Source organism: Pandoraea commovens (assembly GCF_024704525.1).
GTDB lineage: Bacteria > Pseudomonadota > Gammaproteobacteria > Burkholderiales > Burkholderiaceae > Pandoraea > Pandoraea commovens.
Genome location: NZ_CP102780.1, coordinates 2,395,895 through 2,413,204, shown reverse-complemented (window position 1 = coordinate 2,413,204; position 17,310 = coordinate 2,395,895). Strand labels below are relative to the sequence as shown.

Annotated in this window: 16 protein-coding genes and 2 tRNA genes; 8 read left to right on the top strand and 10 right to left on the bottom strand. The window is 61.9% G+C overall.

Annotated features, from left to right (window positions below; translation table 11 throughout):
* Positions 1-18: 18 nt before the first annotated feature.
* Complete coding sequence (purT, locus tag NTU39_RS11260; protein ID WP_257959834.1) at positions 19-1,221, bottom strand: formate-dependent phosphoribosylglycinamide formyltransferase; 1,203 nt, start codon at positions 1,219-1,221, stop codon at positions 19-21.
* A 120-nt stretch (positions 1,222-1,341) separates the two neighbouring features.
* Positions 1,342-1,995, bottom strand: a complete 654-nt coding sequence (locus NTU39_RS11255) for a TetR/AcrR family transcriptional regulator (protein WP_150664960.1) — start codon at positions 1,993-1,995, stop codon at positions 1,342-1,344.
* A 165-nt stretch (positions 1,996-2,160) separates the two neighbouring features.
* Between NTU39_RS11255 and NTU39_RS11250 the strand changes: the two genes are divergently transcribed.
* From NTU39_RS11250 to NTU39_RS11235, 4 genes are all read left to right on the top strand, one after another.
* A complete protein-coding gene (locus NTU39_RS11250; protein WP_257959833.1) occupies positions 2,161-3,063 on the top strand; it encodes an SDR family NAD(P)-dependent oxidoreductase in 903 nt (300 codons plus the stop codon).
* A gap of 25 nt (positions 3,064-3,088) precedes the next feature.
* Positions 3,089-4,645, top strand: coding sequence for a flavin-containing monooxygenase (locus NTU39_RS11245; protein WP_257959832.1), 1,557 nt, complete (start codon positions 3,089-3,091; stop codon positions 4,643-4,645).
* Between the two features lie 69 nt (positions 4,646-4,714).
* Positions 4,715-5,734 carry an alpha/beta fold hydrolase gene (locus NTU39_RS11240; protein WP_257959831.1) on the top strand — a complete coding sequence of 340 codons (1,020 nt, stop codon included), beginning with the start codon at positions 4,715-4,717 and terminating at the stop codon, positions 5,732-5,734.
* A 158-nt stretch (positions 5,735-5,892) separates the two neighbouring features.
* Positions 5,893-7,647: an MBL fold metallo-hydrolase gene (locus NTU39_RS11235; protein WP_257959830.1), complete on the top strand. Its 1,755-nt coding sequence runs from the start codon at positions 5,893-5,895 to the stop codon at positions 7,645-7,647.
* A gap of 22 nt (positions 7,648-7,669) precedes the next feature.
* Here the strand turns inward: NTU39_RS11235 and NTU39_RS11230 are convergent, their stop codons facing one another.
* The 6 genes from NTU39_RS11230 to dusA all read right to left on the bottom strand — a co-directional run bounded on the left by NTU39_RS11230 (position 7,670) and on the right by dusA (position 12,870).
* Positions 7,670-7,918, bottom strand: coding sequence for a hypothetical protein (locus NTU39_RS11230; RefSeq protein ID WP_039399007.1), 249 nt, complete (start codon positions 7,916-7,918; stop codon positions 7,670-7,672).
* Between the two features lie 82 nt (positions 7,919-8,000).
* Positions 8,001-8,255: a DUF1488 family protein gene (locus NTU39_RS11225; protein WP_150664955.1), complete on the bottom strand. Its 255-nt coding sequence runs from the start codon at positions 8,253-8,255 to the stop codon at positions 8,001-8,003.
* 392 nt (positions 8,256-8,647) lie between these two features.
* Positions 8,648-10,474, bottom strand: coding sequence for an eCIS core domain-containing protein (locus tag NTU39_RS11220; protein WP_150664954.1), 1,827 nt, complete (start codon positions 10,472-10,474; stop codon positions 8,648-8,650).
* 353 nt (positions 10,475-10,827) lie between these two features.
* Positions 10,828-11,292 (bottom strand): GNAT family N-acetyltransferase, encoded by a 465-nt coding sequence (locus NTU39_RS11215; protein WP_257959829.1) that lies wholly within the window; start codon positions 11,290-11,292, stop codon positions 10,828-10,830.
* Between the two features lie 300 nt (positions 11,293-11,592).
* A tRNA-His gene (locus NTU39_RS11210) sits at positions 11,593-11,668 on the bottom strand.
* A 188-nt stretch (positions 11,669-11,856) separates the two neighbouring features.
* Positions 11,857-12,870 carry a tRNA dihydrouridine(20/20a) synthase DusA gene (gene dusA, locus NTU39_RS11205; RefSeq protein ID WP_150664952.1) on the bottom strand — a complete coding sequence of 338 codons (1,014 nt, stop codon included), beginning with the start codon at positions 12,868-12,870 and terminating at the stop codon, positions 11,857-11,859.
* 267 nt (positions 12,871-13,137) lie between these two features.
* Between dusA and NTU39_RS11200 the strand changes: the two genes are divergently transcribed.
* Entirely contained in the window at positions 13,138-14,022 is an 885-nt protein-coding gene (locus NTU39_RS11200; RefSeq protein WP_257959828.1) for an EamA family transporter, read from the top strand.
* Here NTU39_RS11200 and NTU39_RS11195 read toward each other — a convergent pair.
* Together NTU39_RS11195 and NTU39_RS11190 are read right to left on the bottom strand one after the other, a co-directional pair.
* Complete coding sequence (locus tag NTU39_RS11195; protein ID WP_150664950.1) at positions 13,991-14,494, bottom strand: GNAT family N-acetyltransferase; 504 nt, start codon at positions 14,492-14,494, stop codon at positions 13,991-13,993. The genes NTU39_RS11200 and NTU39_RS11195 overlap by 32 nt on opposite strands.
* Before the next feature lie 157 nt (positions 14,495-14,651).
* Positions 14,652-14,728: transfer RNA gene (locus tag NTU39_RS11190), tRNA-Met, on the bottom strand.
* Positions 14,729-14,940: 212 nt separating this feature from the next.
* Here NTU39_RS11190 and NTU39_RS11185 point away from each other — a divergent pair.
* The 3 genes from NTU39_RS11185 to NTU39_RS11175 all read left to right on the top strand — a co-directional run bounded on the left by NTU39_RS11185 (position 14,941) and on the right by NTU39_RS11175 (position 17,182).
* Positions 14,941-15,555: an NUDIX hydrolase gene (locus NTU39_RS11185; protein WP_246184623.1), complete on the top strand. Its 615-nt coding sequence runs from the start codon at positions 14,941-14,943 to the stop codon at positions 15,553-15,555.
* 77 nt (positions 15,556-15,632) lie between these two features.
* Entirely contained in the window at positions 15,633-16,397 is a 765-nt protein-coding gene (gene aat, locus NTU39_RS11180; protein ID WP_150664948.1) for a leucyl/phenylalanyl-tRNA--protein transferase, read from the top strand.
* A complete protein-coding gene (locus NTU39_RS11175; protein ID WP_150664947.1) occupies positions 16,394-17,182 on the top strand; it encodes an arginyltransferase in 789 nt (262 codons plus the stop codon). Before aat ends, NTU39_RS11175 begins: the two co-directional genes overlap by 4 nt.
* The last annotated feature ends 128 nt before the right edge of the window (positions 17,183-17,310 follow it).

Below are 17,310 nucleotides of genomic sequence, written 5' to 3'. Positions count from 1 at the left end.
ATGCGACCGGATGGAGGCTCAGACAGCGCGCGGCTTCACCCGACTCGCCGCTTCCACTGCATTGCTGCGCGCAACGTCAAGATTCTCGTCGTACGCCAGCGCCACTCCCATACGACGCTTCACAAAGCTCTCCGGCTTGCCGAACAGACGAATGTCCGTCTGCGGCACCTGCAAGGCCTGATCGACGCCGTCGAACACGATGCCCTTGGCGTCCACACCGCCATAGATCACGGCACTCGCGCCCGGCGTCTTCAGCGTGGTATTCACCGGCAGACCGAGAATCGCACGCGCATGCAGTTCGAACTCGTTCTGCCACTGGGTGATCATCGTCACCATGCCCGTGTCGTGCGGACGCGGACTGACTTCGCTGAACCACACGTCGTCTCCCTTCACAAACAGCTCGACACCGAAGATACCCTGCCCGCCCAGATTGTTCGTCACGTCACGTGCAATGAGCCGCGCACGTTCAAGCGCGACGGACGACATCGGATGCGGCTGCCAGCTCTCCACGTAATCGCCACTCACCTGCTTGTGGCCGATCGGCGCACAGAAGTGCGTCTCGACCTGTGCATTGGCGCCGCGTGCACGCACGGTCAACAGCGTGATCTCGTAATCGAAGTCGATAAAGCCTTCGACGATGATGCGACCGTGACTCACGCGCCCGCCTGCCATGGCGTAGTCCCACGCGGCTTTCACGTCGGCTGCGCTGTCGATCTTGCTCTGCCCTTTACCCGAGCTGCTCATCACCGGCTTGACGATGCACGGATAGCCGATGCCCCCGTCGATGGCCGCTTGAAGTTCTTCCAGCGAATCGCAGAACTGATACGGGCTCGTCGGCAGGCCCAGCGTTTCGGCCGCCAGACGACGAATGCCTTCGCGGTCCATCGTCAGACGCGCGGCACGCGCCGTCGGAATCACGCGCACCACGCCGTCGGCTTCCAGTGCTTCGAGCATCGGCGTGGCGATGGCTTCGATTTCCGGCACGACGAGATCGGGCTTCTCGGCTTCGATCAGTGCCTTGAGCTGTTCGGGATCGGTCATCGCAATGGTGCGCGAATGATGCGCCACCTGCTGGCCCGGAGCGTTCTCGTAGCGATCGACGGCAATCGTCTCGACACCGAGACGCTGCAAGGCGATCAGCACTTCACGGCCGAGTTCGCCAGCGCCCAACAACATGACCTTCGTCGCGCTCGGCGACAGCGGGGTTCCGATAGTGGTCATTTGCGACCTTTGGAGAGTAAAAAATTAGGGAGGACGACGGGGGACGGCGAGCCCTCAGCCGCTCGACTGACGTCGTGGCCGTCGTACGTGAAAGCCGTATTGTAGCGAGCCATGCGCAAATCACATCAGCGCGCCTCGCAGCACGCGACGGCAGCTCGTCACCATGCACGCCTGCGTGTCCTGATAGCCCATGAGGACCCACGCTGTTCCCGCGTTGGTCATCGCGCCCACCAGCGCCAGCCCGACGATCCGGGCCTGCGCCTGCGCGTCGGCATCGGTCGGCGGTGGCGTCTCGGCCATGGCGAGGATCAGCTTCGCGAATTCAAAGATGTAGCGCTGATAGGTCAGGTCCGTCTCCGGGCTCACGCCCATCACTTCAAGCAGCAGCACGCGGGCCGCCTGAGGCTGACGCAGGAACGCGAAGAAGGCGTTCAGGCCAGCATCGAGCCGCGCGTCGAGCGTCGGGGCGCTATCGGCGATGGCGGCCTGTAACTGTTCGAGCAGCGTCTGCGCGTGATGCGCGTAGGTCGCCCGCAGCAGATGCTCCATGTTGTCGAACGCCGCGTAAAAGTACCGGTCGTTGAGCTTTGCCAGACCGCACACCGAGCGTACGGTGGCGCGGCGAAAGCCGACAGTGCCGAACACCTCGGTGGCGGCGTCGATCAGCGCGGTGCGGCGCGCCTGTTCCCGCTGCGCCTGCGCCACGCCGCCATAGCGCCGCCCTCCCTCCCGGGCCGTCGGTGCAGCATCCTTCGATTCGAGTCCTTGTTCCATTTCGCTATTTGACATCACCTTAATGGAAAACTAAAGTGGTGACACGCAACACCAAATTTGCGTGACCTCATTATAGGCAACGCGAGCGCCGCCGCAAGACGACTTAAGATCCATAAGAGGCGGCATGCGACAGGCATCCCCCAGGGGAGACAGGGAGACGGCACGATGAAGACGTTCACGGACAAGGTGGCGGCCATCACGGGTGCGGGATCGGGCATGGGACGCTCGCTCGCCTTGGAACTGGCACGCCGGGGAGCGCACCTCGCGTTATCCGATATCGACGAGGCAAGCGTCACGCACACCGCCATCGCGTGTCGTGCGCTCGGCGCGCGCGTGACGTCGCAACGCCTCGACGTCGCCGATCGCGACGCCGTCTTTGCGTGGGCGCTCGACACCGCCGCCGCACACGGCAAGATCAACCTCGTTTTCAACAATGCAGGCGTGTCGTTGTCCGTGCCGGTCGCGACCACACGTCTTGAAGATATCGAGTGGCTGATGAACATCAACTTCTGGGGCGTGGTGCACGGCACACAGGCGTTCCTCCCCTACCTCAACGCTTCCGGCGACGGTCACATCGTCAACACGTCGAGTCTCTTCGGCATCATCGCCATGCCGACGCAATCGGCCTACAACGCCAGCAAGTTCGCCGTGCGCGGTTTTACCGAAGCACTACGTATGGAGCTGGAGTTGGCGGGCTCCCCCGTGTCGTGCACGTGCGTGCATCCGGGGGGCGTCGCCACCAATATCGTGACGGCATCGCGCATCGACGACAGCATCGCCGCGTTCACCGGCATCGACGCGCAAACACATCGCCGTCGCGCCAACAAGCTGATCGACGTGACGAGCGCCGACGCTGCCGCGCGCCAGATGCTCGCCGGGGTCCAGCGCAATGCGCGGCGCGTACTCGTGGGCGCCGACGCGCGCCGCGTCGACAAGCTCGCCCGCCTGCTCGGCGCAAGTTACCAGGCAATGGTCGTCTGGTTCTACCGGCGCTCGGCCATGTCGAGCAAACGGTCTGCGGCCGCTGCAAACCCGCGAACCGCCGCGACCGATTCATCCACGAACTGAAAATTTCCGGCCGGAGGATTTCGTCATGACGGCAAATACAACCGTGTCCGATATCGCAAGCGCGTCCCGCACACGCAGGGATCTGGACGTCATCATTGTGGGCGCAGGACTCTCGGGCATCGCCGCCGCGCACTATCTGCGCGAGCGTTGCCCCGGCACCCGATTCGCGATGCTCGAAGCCCGTCAGTCACTGGGCGGCACGTGGGATCTGTTCCGCTACCCCGGCGTGCGCTCCGACTCCGACATGTACACGCTCGGGTTCAGCTTCCGTCCGTGGGCGAGCGATCAGGCCATCGCCGACGGCGGCAAGATTCTCGACTATCTCAAGGAGACGGCCCGCGAAGAAGGTCTCGATGAGGCGATTCGTTATGGACACAAGGTAAGCGAAGCACGCTGGGACTCCGGCATTGCCCGATGGACGCTCGACATCGAGCGCACGCACGAGGACGGTCGTTGCGACACCGAGACGCTCACATGCCGCTTCCTCTTCATGTGCAGCGGCTACTACGCCTACGACGCCGGCCACGCCCCCACCTGGCCCGGCATGGAGACGTTCGGCGGCACCGTGGTCCACCCGCAGCATTGGCCCGCCGATCTCGACTATCGCGACAAGCGCGTCGCCATCATCGGCAGCGGTGCGACGGCCGTCACCCTGCTGCCGAGCATGGCGACGAGTGCATCGCACGTCACGATGTTGCAGCGCTCGCCGAGCTACATCCTGTCGATGCCGCAGCGCGACGGCGTCGCCGAGCGTCTGCGCAAATGGTTGCCTGCGGGGGTCGCGCACCGGCTCGTGCGCACGAAGAACGTGCTGATCACGCTCGGTTTCTACAATGCCGCGCGACGCTGGCCGAACGCCATCCGCCGCGTATTGATCAAGCGTGCGGCACAACAAGCGCAGGGTCATGCCGACGTCGAACGCGATCTCACGCCGCGCTACAACCCGTGGGATCAGCGACTGTGCCTCGCACCGAATGGCGACATCTTCAAGGCGTTGCGCAGCGGTCGTGCCGACATCGTCACCGACGAAATCGCGGCATTCACCCCTGCCGGTCTCACGCTCAAGAGCGGCAAGACGCTTGAGGCCGACATCGTGGTGACGGCGACCGGCTTGCGCGTGCAACTGATGGGCGGTGCGCGATTGCGGGTCGACGGCCAGCCCGTCACGCTCTCCGACACAGTGGCCTACAAGGGGATGATGTACAGCGGCGTGCCGAATCTTGCGTCGGTCTTCGGTTATACGAATGCCTCCTGGACACTCAAGGCGGAACTGATCGCGCAGTACGTCTGCCGTCTGATCAACCATATGAATGCGCATGATGCCGACACGTGTGTGCCCTATCTGCGTGACGGCGAACACGGCGAGTTGCCCGCCATCGGTCTGACGTCGGGGTACATTCAACGCGCCGCCGGCGCGCTGCCCCGGCAAGGCGGACGCAAGCCGTGGGTGTTCTATCAGAACTACCTGCGCGACTTGCGACTGATGCGCTGGAGTAGCGTCGACGACGGTGCGATGCATTTCGAGCGTCGCGCAACGCTGCGACGTGTCGTCGCATCGTCGGACCTCGCAACACCTTGTTAGGATGCGTTTTGACGCGCACGTCGCGCACGCTTCATGCATCCTTCTTTGCCTGCTCTTCGGCCCGACACCATGCTCATCGTCTACTTGATCGCCTGCCTCGTCATCGCCTTCGCCACTGTGGTGCTCGTACTGGTGCGCTTTACGCGGCGTGTAGCCAAACGCGCCGAAGCGGCCGTGCCGCCGGACGGACAGTTTCTCGATATCGACGGCGAACGACTGCATTACGTCGATTTCGGACACGGCCCCGCCATCGTATTCATTCACGGGCTCTCCGGGCAATTGCGCAACTTCGCTTATTTGCCACTGGCCGCGCTGGCGCGCACGCATCGCGTAGTGCTCGTCGACCGCCCCGGCTCCGGCTATTCCACACGTGGGCCGCAACACGATGCCGCGATCGCATGGCAGGCGAACGTCGTTGCGCAACTGATCGACACGCTTGCGCTGGACCGTCCGCTGGTGGTCGGGCATTCGCTGGGCGGTGCGGTATCGCTGGCGCTCGCGCTCGACCATCCACATCGCGTAGGCGCGCTCGCGTTGATCGCGCCGCTGACGCAGCCGGTGTCCGAAGTGCCTGCGCCCTTCCGTGCACTCGCCATCCGGAGTGCCTGGTGGCGCCGCTGGGTTGGACGCACGCTCGCCGTGCCGGTCGGCATGATGACGGGACGCACGACGCTCGCGTATGTCTTCGGGCCTGAAGACGCGCCCGAGGACTTCCTCATCCGCGGCGGCGGCGTGCTGGGCTATCGTCCCGGCAACTTCGAAGCAAGCTGCGTCGACATCCTCGCGGCGGAGCGGGACATGCCCGCGCTGGCGGCGAGATACAACGACCTGGCAGTGCCCGTCGATGTGCTTTACGGCCGCAGCGACCGCGTGCTCGACTACCGCCAGCACGGCGAAACCTTGCCGGTGGCGAGCCCGCGTGCGCAACTCACGCTCGTCGACGGCGGCCACATGCTCCCCGTCACGCAGCCGGAGCTGACCGCCCAATGGCTGAGTGAGGTCGCTGCGCGCATGCCGTCTGCACAGAACTATCGTCCTCGTCACGATGTGACGATGGTGTCGACGCACGCCGCCAACGACGCCGCCTGATCGTCACGAGGGCATCACGATGCCCGTCCCGATTTCTCCTCGTCGATGACGTAACGCGCAGCGCGCCGCAAGTTGGGGATCGCCCCGCCTGCGGTGTCTCTATTCCGATGGCACACTAGGGGCTTTCCGATATTGCGCGCCCTCAGTGCGCACGTCTCATGGCAGATCGTCCCGAAGCGCAATCGTCTACGCCTGACGGCCAGCATTCCTCGCCTTCCCAGTCGCCCTCACAGCGCTCGCCAACGTCCTTGCGGATGGCGGCGAGTCTCGTCGTATTACGCGAACGCCCGAGTGGTCTGGAAGTGCTGCTGTTACGGCGTGCCGTCCGGGCCGGTGACTTCAGCTCCGACGCCTACGTCTTTCCCGGCGGTGTTGTCGACGCGGCCGATCGGCAAGGACACACGGCGTGCATCGGGCTGAACGACGCCACGGCGAGCGAACGTCTCCAACTGACCGATCATGGCCTCGATTACTACGTCGCGGCCATCCGCGAATGCTTCGAGGAAACGGGGGTGTTGTTCGCGGTCGATGCTACGGGTGTGCCAATCGATGCCTCCGCGCTCGACGACATGCGCACCCAACGTGACGCGCTGCACGACGGCAAGATCGATATCGCATCGTTGTGCCATGCGTCCAACGTTCGGCTGGCGCCCGACCGTCTGCACTATCTGAGTCACTGGGTCACGCCGCTCGCGCTGCCGAAACGTTTCGACACGCGCTTCTTTCTGGCGATGCTCCCCGAGGGCCAATCGGTCGAAGTCGATCAGATCGAGACCGCGGCACACCGTTGGATGCGTCCGCACTATGCGCTGACGCACGCGGACCAACTGCGACTGTTGCCGCCCACGCGCAAACTGCTCCAGTGGATCGAAAGTATGGGGACTGCCGAGCGGGCGATAGCGACGGCATCGACGCTGGCCGCGCGGCACGAAATCCCGCGTATCCAGCCGCGCCTCGCCAACGGCAAACGCGGCCGCTGGCCCGTCACGCCGGACGAGCCGGCGTGGGCCGAACTGACGCTGACCGATCCACAGGAGCAAGGCACCGGAAGCTACGACATCGTGCCGGGAAACGTCGTGACGCTCATGCCCGGCGTGCTTCGCGTCACCGCTTCGAATCCGGGGATGATGACCGGCCCCGGCACCAACACCTATCTGATTGGCGGCGGGCCTCAGAACGAGTGGGCTGTCATCGATCCCGGCCCCGACGATCCCCTGCATACAGAGACGATCCTGCGTGCAGCGCCAGGCGTCATCCGACAGATTTTCGTCACGCACACGCATCGCGATCATTCGCCCGGCGCGCGGTTGTTAAAGGCGAAGACCGGGGCCGTGACGTATGGCATGCACGCGCGTCATGACGAAGGGCAGGACACGGCATTCGTGCCGGACGTCGCCCTCTCCGACGACGACGAAGTGACGCTGCCGGATGGACGCATGCTGCGCGCCGTCCACACACCGGGGCACGCGGCGAACCATCTGTGTTATTCGCTTGACGACGCGAAGCTGGTCTTCACCGGCGATCACGTGATGCAAGGCTCGACGGTGGTCATCAACCCGCCGGATGGCCATATGGCGACTTATCTGGCATCGCTGGAAAAGCTGGCGGCGTTGGCGCCACAGTGGCTCGCGCCGGGGCATGGCTTCGTGATGGATCGTCCGGCGCAGCGCATCGCGCGGCTGGTGGCACATCGGCTTGCGCGGGAAGCAAGCGCGCTGGCGGCGCTCGCGGACGTCGGTCCGGCGAGCATCGACATGCTCACACCGGTGGTCTATGCGGACGTACCAGCGACGCGGCACGGTGTCGCGCGACGTTCGCTGCGCGCGCATCTGGATAAGCTCGCAGAAGACGGACGCGCCGTCCTCTCGGCGGACGGCGTATGGCGTTTGTGTGGCGAGACGGAGGCGGGCTAAATGACCAAGGGCGCGCGAAAGGTCACGCGTCCCCGTCACCGAGTAGTTCGTCGACGATGCGCTCACCGGCCTTGCGTCCAGCCATCTCGGCGTCGAGCCGGTTGTCGCGATGACCATCGGGAGAGCGCACTTCCGGCCCTTCCGGCTTGTCGTGTCGCAGCACTTGCACCAGATAGTCCCACGGTCCGGCGTACTCATTCTGAAACGCCTGAACGCGAATTCGATAGCCTGCACGGTAATCGTAGACCTGCTCATGCGATGCGTAGCTCATGAAGGACTCCGTGTTTCCGGTTAGCGGGATGCCGCCTGTCTGGCGGCAAGGTGCTGCGACGTTCAATTTGAATATCAAACGCTCATTGCTTGCCGACTTCGATTGGCTCGACGCTGGCACCCTGCGCAATCGCCTTGGCGGCGAGGTCGACGATTTCGTCTTCGAAGTCGACGAACTGATCGAATAGCGCCTCGCCCCCGGCATCGACGCCTGACAGGTGATTGAGCGCGGCGCGACCGATCTGGCAGGTCCAGACCTTGCCGTCGACATGCACATTAAAACGCACGGACTCGCCGTCGCTCCCCAAGCCGAGGCCACCGTGCAAAAAGGTACTCATTGCTATCTCCACACTATCCTGAAAGTCGAAAAACGCCCTGCGATGCCAAAAATCGTAGCACGTTCGAATTTCATAGGGGACATCGTAGCGTTACGCAAAGCGCACATTTCGGATCGTACCGGACATAAAAAAAGCCCGCCTGAGGGAGGCGGGCTTCAAAACCGGGACGCATGGGGCACCATGGGCACCGGGAAGACAGGGTCATGAAAACATGACGAGTCCATTATGGACGGCCCTGTACGGCACGGCGTAACCCATCGAGCGGGAAATTAGATGTAGATCAAACTTTGGCAGCATCAAAAGCGAATGCACGTCAGTAATCGACGGGGCACTCAGGAATAATGGGAACTTGCACGCCTGCCAGAACGCCGTCACCTAAGGCCTCGACGACCTTATGCCCCGCCCACTTGCGGCTGCGGCTTAAGCGCTCTCAAATCCGTTGGCGTCATGGCGTACGCAAGGGTATCGCTTTGCGGCGCAATCGATTTGATATCGATCTTCACTTCGTATCGATTTGCCAGCTTGGGAGGTGCGGCCGTCGCCAAGAATTCGCTATCGACGTCGGCCTGGAAAAATAGCGTACTGTCGGCTTGAGACCAATCCTGATAGTCCGTTTCGTGATCCTCGACGACATCGAGTGATTTTGAGAAGTTGAACGTCTTTTTCAGGAGCGACGTCAGTTCGGTCTGAAGTAAGGCCCGCCCCGCTGCGCTATCGAGATAGGTGAATGGGTCCTGCTTCCAGAAGGTGTTGACGGCCTGAATGTCCCACGCGAATGTCGGAAGATAGTGGCGCTTGAAAATGTGACTCCATGTCTCGGGCGGCACGCTCGCCGTCACCATGACGGGCACGTTGACCAGTGTCGGTCTGCTCCCGACCCGGGTCATGGATTTGACGATGAAGGTGAACTTGAGGTCGGTCCAGTCGTCCTGCTCCTCCACGTCCTCCTGCCCGATGTCCTCCGCCTCGTCGCTTTCGCCGGTGAGCCATGTGGCACTCCGCTTCTTCACCCAGCTTCCGTCGAATTGGTACCAATGCTCCTTCGTGTAAGACGAAATGGGTGCGGCATTGAGCTTGACCATTTGCGCCGTGGCTTCTTTGAGCAGTGCTACCAGATGCTCTTCCACGTCTGAATCGTGATGCGTCGCCTTTTTCGAGTCGGCCACCTTCGTCGGCAGAAAATCGTGCACCACAAGCTGATTGATCTGACGTATCGCATCGTCGAGCTTACGCATCTCCAGAGAGAATGCCGTCTCCTGGACAGTCGCGCCCTTCCCGCTCATTTCCGGATCGAAGAAGTTTTTTGCACCTTGCACCTGATTTGCCCGTCCCGGAACAATGTTCTCGGGAATGTTGATCAGGTGTTGCTCACTGAGTACCACGTGCGCTCCGGCGGTCTTGTTCGCCTCCGTTCTGAACGCCGCAAGCGCGGCGCCCAAGTCCGCCCAACGACTGCTCCCATCCATTGTCATTGGCGCCAGTGTCTTGGTTAGCGTTTCGCTGAACGTCCGCCAACTCTCTTGCGACACCATATGGTCAAGCTGCACGTCTTCCTTGTCGATGACCTGCTCTTCCCTGCGTTTGTCGTTCGCCGCATCGGGGAAATTGCCTTGCAGCACACGAGCCCCGCTCACTATTTCCCTGAGCGTAGAAGATGACGCGGGCCCCTGCCGCATCGCCAGCGCCCCCATGCGATCTGCTTCATGCTCGAGGGCGGGATCGTCGTTGATCTGCGTGGCTTGCAATTGCATTGTCGGCTGAACACGGCCCTGCGCCTGTTGCACGACGTGCCAGGCCTCGTGCGGGAGATGCTGTTCTTGCCCGGGGGCCAGGTGGATGTCAGTGCCCTGCGCGTACGCATGGGCATCGAGTTGCGCTGGCTGCGATGAGTTGTAATGCACCTTTACCGCGTCCATCGACATGCCGCTGAGGCTTTCAATGCCCGACTTTAGCCCGTCGGGAATACCGGTGTTGTTAGGCCTTGCCTCGCGCTGAACGGCAGAATCGGCAGATGTGCCGCCAGCCGTCAGTCCCTGAAGCGACTTCAGTTGCACGGCACGGGGACTGTGGTGAGCAATCGTCTGGAGTTGTCGGAGTGCGACCGTCGAAGGCCGGTTATCTGCCAATGGCGCGTCGGCGGCTTGCGCTTCGTCGCGCCCTAGGCTCGTTGCTTGCGTCCGATGTTCTTCGTCTTTGCCCGAATCCGAATACGTTCTCATGAGTTCGCAATCTCAGGATTTCCGCGGTCAAACCACAAACAATTGTGAAGTACGACGCACTATCGACGCGATGGCCGATCGTGAAAACCATGGAGCGCTTAGCGTGATTCAGCCCCGCCTTCGCCGCCTTTTGTAATGCTGATTGGCTGCGCGATGTGCTACGCAGACGGCAGCATAGCAGAGTTATTTGTATGTCTTGTGGCCGCAAAACACGGGCGTGGAATCTCTCGGCGCGTTGCCGAATAATGTCCAAACGGGCGTATCTCGAGCCGCTTAGACTGGATTTGATACGCCCGAATTGGCTATTCCATCATCTCGACGGACGAGACGCCACGGATTCCGCCCGCGTAACTTCAAAGGTTCTTGCGGTACATCACAAACCCAGGCTTCTCGGCGACGTCGTTGTAAAGCCGCATGGCGGTGAGGTTCGTTTCGTGCGTGTGCCAGTACACCCGCGATGAATTGGATGCCTTCGCGTGCGCGTAGACGGCCTCGATCAGCGCGCGTCCCACACCCTGCCCACGCGCCGCTTCGACAGTAAAGAGATCCTGCAAATAGCAGGTCGGCCCTTCCATCGTCGTGCTGCGGTGATACAGGAAGTGCACGAGCCCGAGCATATGTTCGCCACGTTTGGCGATGATGGCATGCATGGGCTCATACCCGTCGAAAAAGCGTGACCAGGTCGTGCGCGTGATGTGTTCCGGGAGAGCGGTGGCGTCGAAGCGTCCGTAGAAGCGGTTGTAGCCGTCCCACAGCGGCCCCCATGCATCGAAATCTTCCGGTGTGACGGCGCGGACTTCCAGCGTCGAATCGGTCATGTGTTATCTCCATTTGTCGGCTGATTCAAACCGCCAAGCGTAAGCGACACATGGTCCCCGTGTTAGTCCCAGGCAAGCCAAAAACTGTGGAGCCAGCGGTTGGGGGAACGTATGAGTGGTGACGACCGATGCGATGAATTCCACGCGCACGAAACCCGTGAGCATGCACAAACACGATGACCGTCGCTCAAGCAGAACGCACGTCGATTATCGACTGAGCAAGAGAACTTTTTTTTTCGGGAGAATTTCCCGGAACGGGAAAATGAAGGACGTGTAACGCTGAGAACTACAAGGGAATTTTGGGGTGACCGATGGGACTCGAACCCACGACGACTGGAATCACAATCCAGGACTCTACCAACTGAGCTACGGCCACCGCCGTGATCAGCGCTTTGACTTGCTCGCTGAACAGAAACAAGATTATAGCGACGTTTTTATCGCGTTGCCAACTCTTTTTTCACTTCTTCGAAATATTTCTTCTCTCACGTGCACGATCGGTGCGCGACATCGGCATCTCACGCGGCGAACGCTCGTCACCGAACGTCGCCACTTACACGCTACGTGTCACGCCGCAACGCTCGATTGCGCCTCGTCACGCTCGGAGAATGCGCCCGCAAGCAGCTGAGCGCGCGCGTCTTCGAACGCACTCACGCCAGCCTTCAAACGCTTCGGATCCGACAGCACGCGACGCCATCCGCGCGCGCCCGGCACGCCACGATATAAGCCCAGCGCGTGACGCGTGATCGCGCCGAGATACTGCCCCTTCTCCACTTGCGAGGCCGCGTATTCGATCAACGCGTCTTCCACTTCCTCACGCGACTTCACCGGCGACGCATCGCCATAAAAGCGCGCGTCAACCTCAGCAAGTACATACGGGTTGTGATACGCCTCGCGGCCCAGCATCACGCCATCGACGTGCTGCAAGTGCAGCTCGACTTCATCGAGTGTTTTGACGCCACCGTTGATCAGGATTTCGAGCTGTGGGAACACTTGCTTGAGACGGTAGGCATAGTCGTATTTGAGCGGAGGAATCTCGCGGTTCTCTTTCGGGCTCAGGCCTTTGAGAATCGCGTTGCGTGCGTGGACGATGAACGTCGAGCATCCGGCTTCCGCGATCTTGCCCACGAAGTCCTCGACGAACGAGAACGATTCGACGTCATCGATACCAATGCGATGCTTGACCGTCACGGGCACCTGTACCACGTCGCGCATTGCCTTCACGCAATCCGCCACCAACGCTGGCTCGGCCATTAGGCACGCACCAAATGCGCCGCGCTGCACGCGCTCGGACGGACAACCGCAATTCAGGTTGATCTCGTCGTACCCCCACTGCTCGCCCAACTTCGCCGCGCGCGCCAGATCCTGCGGTTCGCTCCCGCCCAGTTGCAACGCGACGGGATGCTCCACAGCATCGAAATCGAGATGACGCGCAACGTCGCCGTGCAGCAGCGCACCGGTGGTGACCATCTCGGTATACAGCCACGTGTGGCGCGAAAGCTGACGATGAAAGACGCGACAGTGCCTATCGGTCCAATCCATCATCGGTGCGACGCTAACGCGGCGGGCAGGCAAGTTCATGCAAATTCCTTAGATACGGCAAACGCCGCCTCGCGCGCGTCAAACATCGTTTGCGCAACTGAGATGACGTCTCTTAATAAGCGAAACCCAAAGTATACGTCATGGACTCATCGGCCGCCGGGACCCGCGGCATTGGGGAACGCACGTCAGTCGTCCGACCAGCAAGCCTTCCGACAGGTTTTTCCTCACGACAGGTCGACGCACCGGGAGTACACTTTCGCCTTCCGTCGATAACAAATTAACTATTCGGCAACAGGAGACGCCAACATGGCACCGAAGGACCTCTTGCAGGCACTGATCGTCGTACTCGCCTGGGGCGTGAACTTCGTTGTCATCAAAGTCGGCCTGCATGGCGTTCCGCCCATGTTGCTGGGCGCACTCCGATTTTTGCTTGCCGCGTTTCCCGCGATCTTCTTCGTCAAACGCCCGCAAGTGTCACTCGGATGGCTAATCGCCTACGGTGCCACCATCTCGTTCGGCCAGTTCGCCCTCTTGTTTACTGCGATGTACGTCGGCATGCCCGCCGGACTCGCGTCGCTCGTGCTGCAAGCGCAGGCCTTCTTCACGCTCGGGCTCGCAGCGATGTGCCTCGGCGAACGGTTTCGCGCGCAGAACGTCATCGGCCTGTTGATTGCTGCGGCGGGGCTCGCCGTCATCGGCATGCAAGGCGGCGGCGCCATGACGCTCATCGGCTTCGTGCTGACCCTGTGCGCCTCGCTCAGTTGGGCCACCGGCAACATCGTCACGAAGAAAATCGGCAAGGTCGATCTCGTCGGACTCGTCGTCTGGGCCAGCCTGATTCCACCGATTCCGTTCGTCCTGCTCTCTTATTGGTTCGAAGGCCCGCAACAGATCGCGCAATCGATCGAGCACATCTCGGCGTCGTCGATCTTCGCAATCGCCTATCTCGCCTTCATCGCCACACTCGTCGGCTACTCGCTTTGGGGACGCCTCATGACGCGCTACCCCGCCAGTCAGGTCGCTCCGTTCTCGCTGCTGGTGCCGATCATCGGACTGGCGTCGGCCGCATTGTTGCTGGACGAACAATTGACGACCCCGCAAATCGCCGGTGCCATGCTCGTCATGACGGGGCTCGTCGTGAACGTCTTCGGCGCGAAGATCAAACAGCGTCTGCTGCCGGCGCAGCAGTAGGTGAAGTAGGTGCAGTCGGCGCAACTGGTTTTGCCGTTGCAAGCCGCATATGCAGGATCGGGAACGGACGCCCCTGACCATCGAGTTCGGAGCGTCCCGTCACCTCGAAACCCTCGCGACGATAGAACGCCAGCGCCTGCGGATTCTGTTCGTTGACGTCGACACCGACACAGTCCAACTCACGCACCGCATACGCGAGCAACGTCGCGCCGATACCCTGCCGACGCGCCTCGGGAGCAACGAACAACATCTCCACATTGCCGGGCGACACGCCAAGAAAGCCGCGAACGATGCCGTCGTCATCGCGAAACACGCGCAACGTCACCGCGCCGAGATACTCGTTGCGAATGCGCGGACGCAACCACGCAATATCGTCGTCGCTTAGGAAATCGTGCGTAGCACGCACGGACGCCTCCCAAAGTTCGGTGATGGCGTCGAATTCGTTTTCGCTGGGAGTAGAGATGCCAGACATAGAGACCCGTAGTTGGATTTCATTAGCGTGACCGTTCGAGCTGCACCGCCTTGCTAATAATCCCTAGCGCAATCGAGGGACTCATCGCGAACATCACGCAAAGCAGAAGCCGAAACGCAAAAAGCCTGATTTCTTGTGGAAATCAGGCTTTCGAATTTGGTTGCGGGGACAGGATTTGAACCTGTGACCTTCGGGTTATGAGCCCGACGAGCTGCCAGACTGCTCCACCCCGCGTCTGAAGAATTAGATTATATGACAATTGCCATCGCAGTGCAACATGACACGCCGAATATTTTTCCAGTGATGCGCTCGCACATCCCGTTCGCATCGTCGCAAACCGTTGTACATCGCCAATACCGGGGGTTATCCCGGCACCCGGTGTGCGTCGCCGCACAGCGCGCGTCGCCGGTGATACACTCGCAGCAACCATGAACCGACGTCCTCCCATCCAATTCTGTTCCGCCTGCGGCCATACGGTCGAGTTGCGCATTCCGCCCGGTGACAACCGCGAGCGGCACGTGTGCACCAATTGCGGCACCATCCACTATCAGAACCCGCGCAACGTGCTTGGCACGGTGCCTGTCTGGGGCGATCAGGTGTTGCTGTGCAAGCGCGCCATCGAGCCGCGACTCGGATACTGGACGCTGCCCGCCGGCTTCATGGAAATCGGAGAGACGACGTCGCAAGCCGCCGCACGCGAGACGCTGGAAGAAGCCGGTGCCATCGTCGAAGTCGGTGCGCTGTTCTCGCTGCTCAACGTGCCGCACGTCAATCAGGTCCACATCTTCTATCTGGCCCAGATGCGCGAGCCGCAGTTTGCCGCCGGTGAAGAGAGCCTGGAAGTCGCCCTCTTCTCGGAAGACGAAATTCCGTGGGACGACATCGCGTTCCCGACCGTCGCCAAGACGCTGCGCTTCTTCTTCGAAGATCGCCGTGCGGGAGCCTTCGGCGTCCACGTCGAAGCTTCGGCAGACGCCGCCCTCCCGGGCGCACCGGCCCCCTCGCTGCCCGTGCACACGGCACACACCGAGGACATCCTCACGCCGATGCTGCGTGTCTGAACGCATCGTCGCCCGCTTCGTCGACATCTGCGCCCGTCCTGTGATGTCGAAGAAAACCCCGCAAGGTTGACGTCGTCATGGTCGTCTGGCTCGAAGCAAACGATCCCTTCCCTTCCGTAGACGAAGCGCTCGACGCATCGAGCGATGCGCCGGGATTACTCGCAGCCGGACTCGACCTCTCCCCGCAACGCCTGCTTGCCGCGTATCGGCAGGGCATCTTTCCGTGGTACTCGCAAGGCCAGCCAGTCCTCTGGTGGAGCCCCGATCCGCGTATGGTGCTGAGGCCCGAGAACTTCGTCGTCAGTCACAACTTCCGAAAATTGCTGCGCCGCGTGCTGCGCGACGACGCCTGGGAAATTCGCCTCGACGTCGACTTCTCCGCCGTCATGCAGGCGTGCGCCCAAGCGCCACGTCGCGGCCAGGACGGCACGTGGATCACCCCCGCCATCGTCAACGCCTACCGCGCGCTGCACGACGCCGGGCTCGCACACAGTGTGGAGACCTACTATGAAGGGGAGCGCGTCGGCGGCCTGTACGGGGTCGCGCTCGGGCGCATGTTCTACGGCGAATCGATGTTTGCCAAACGCACCGACGCCTCGAAAATCGCGCTGGCCGGGCTCGTCTCGTTTGCACGCACACACGCAATAGAGGTGATAGACTGCCAGCAAAGTACCGCGCACTTGGCGTCACTTGGTGGTGGCGAAATCCCCCGTCAGGCGTTTCTGGCGCATGTGCAAAAGGCGGTCGTGGCCCCCGCGCCGGTCTGGCGTCTGGACAAACAGATGCTCAGCGCACTGGCCTACGGTAACGCAGCAGACAAGGCTCACGAGGTTTCGCAGTGACCCATCCGAACGAACTGCCGCTCTCCCCGCTGTCCGCCCTTCAGTTCTACGCAACGGCGCCATACCCCTGCAGCTATCTCGACAATCACACCGCACGCTCGCAGGTCGCCACCCCCAGCCATCTGATCAATTCGGACGTCTATAGCGAACTCGTGCGCTCCGGCTTTCGTCGCAGCGGCGTGTTCACGTACCGCCCGTACTGCGACGGCTGCCGCGCCTGCGTCCCCGTGCGCGTGCCGATCGCCCGCTTCGTCCCCAATCGCACGCAGCGTCGTATCTGGAAGCGTCACGCAGCACTCGCCGTCAACGTTTCCGGACTGCACTACACCGAAGAGCACTACCAGCTCTACATGCGCTACCAGTCGCGACGCCACGCTGGCGGCGGCATGGATCACGACAGCCGCGAGCAGTATGAGCAATTCCTGCTGCAAAGCCGCGTGAACTCGCGTCTGGTGGAATTTCGCGAGCCGCCGGGCCACCAGGGGGCGGGCACGCTGCGCATGATCAGCATGGTCGACATCCTGAGCGACGGCCTGTCGTCGGTCTACACGTTCTTCGATCCGGATGTCGAAGGGGCGTCCTACGGCACGTACAACATCCTGTGGCAGATCGAGCAGGCGCGCGCGCTCGGACTCCCTCACGTCTACCTCGGCTACTGGATTCAGCAGAGCCGCAAAATGGTCTACAAAGCAAATTTCCGCCCGCTGCAAGGCCTGCTCGACGGCCAATGGCAAGACATGCCCGAGGCCATGCTCGACGCCGCCGGTCAGTCACCGGGTCAATAGTCCGCCCGCCTGTCGCACTGGCCGCTTCGCGTCAGTGCGCATCGCGCTCATCCGTCATCCGCAACTACGCAAAACAGGAGTACGCAGAGCGTAGAAAAAGACGCGCTCCGCGCCCGGGATACCGGTAA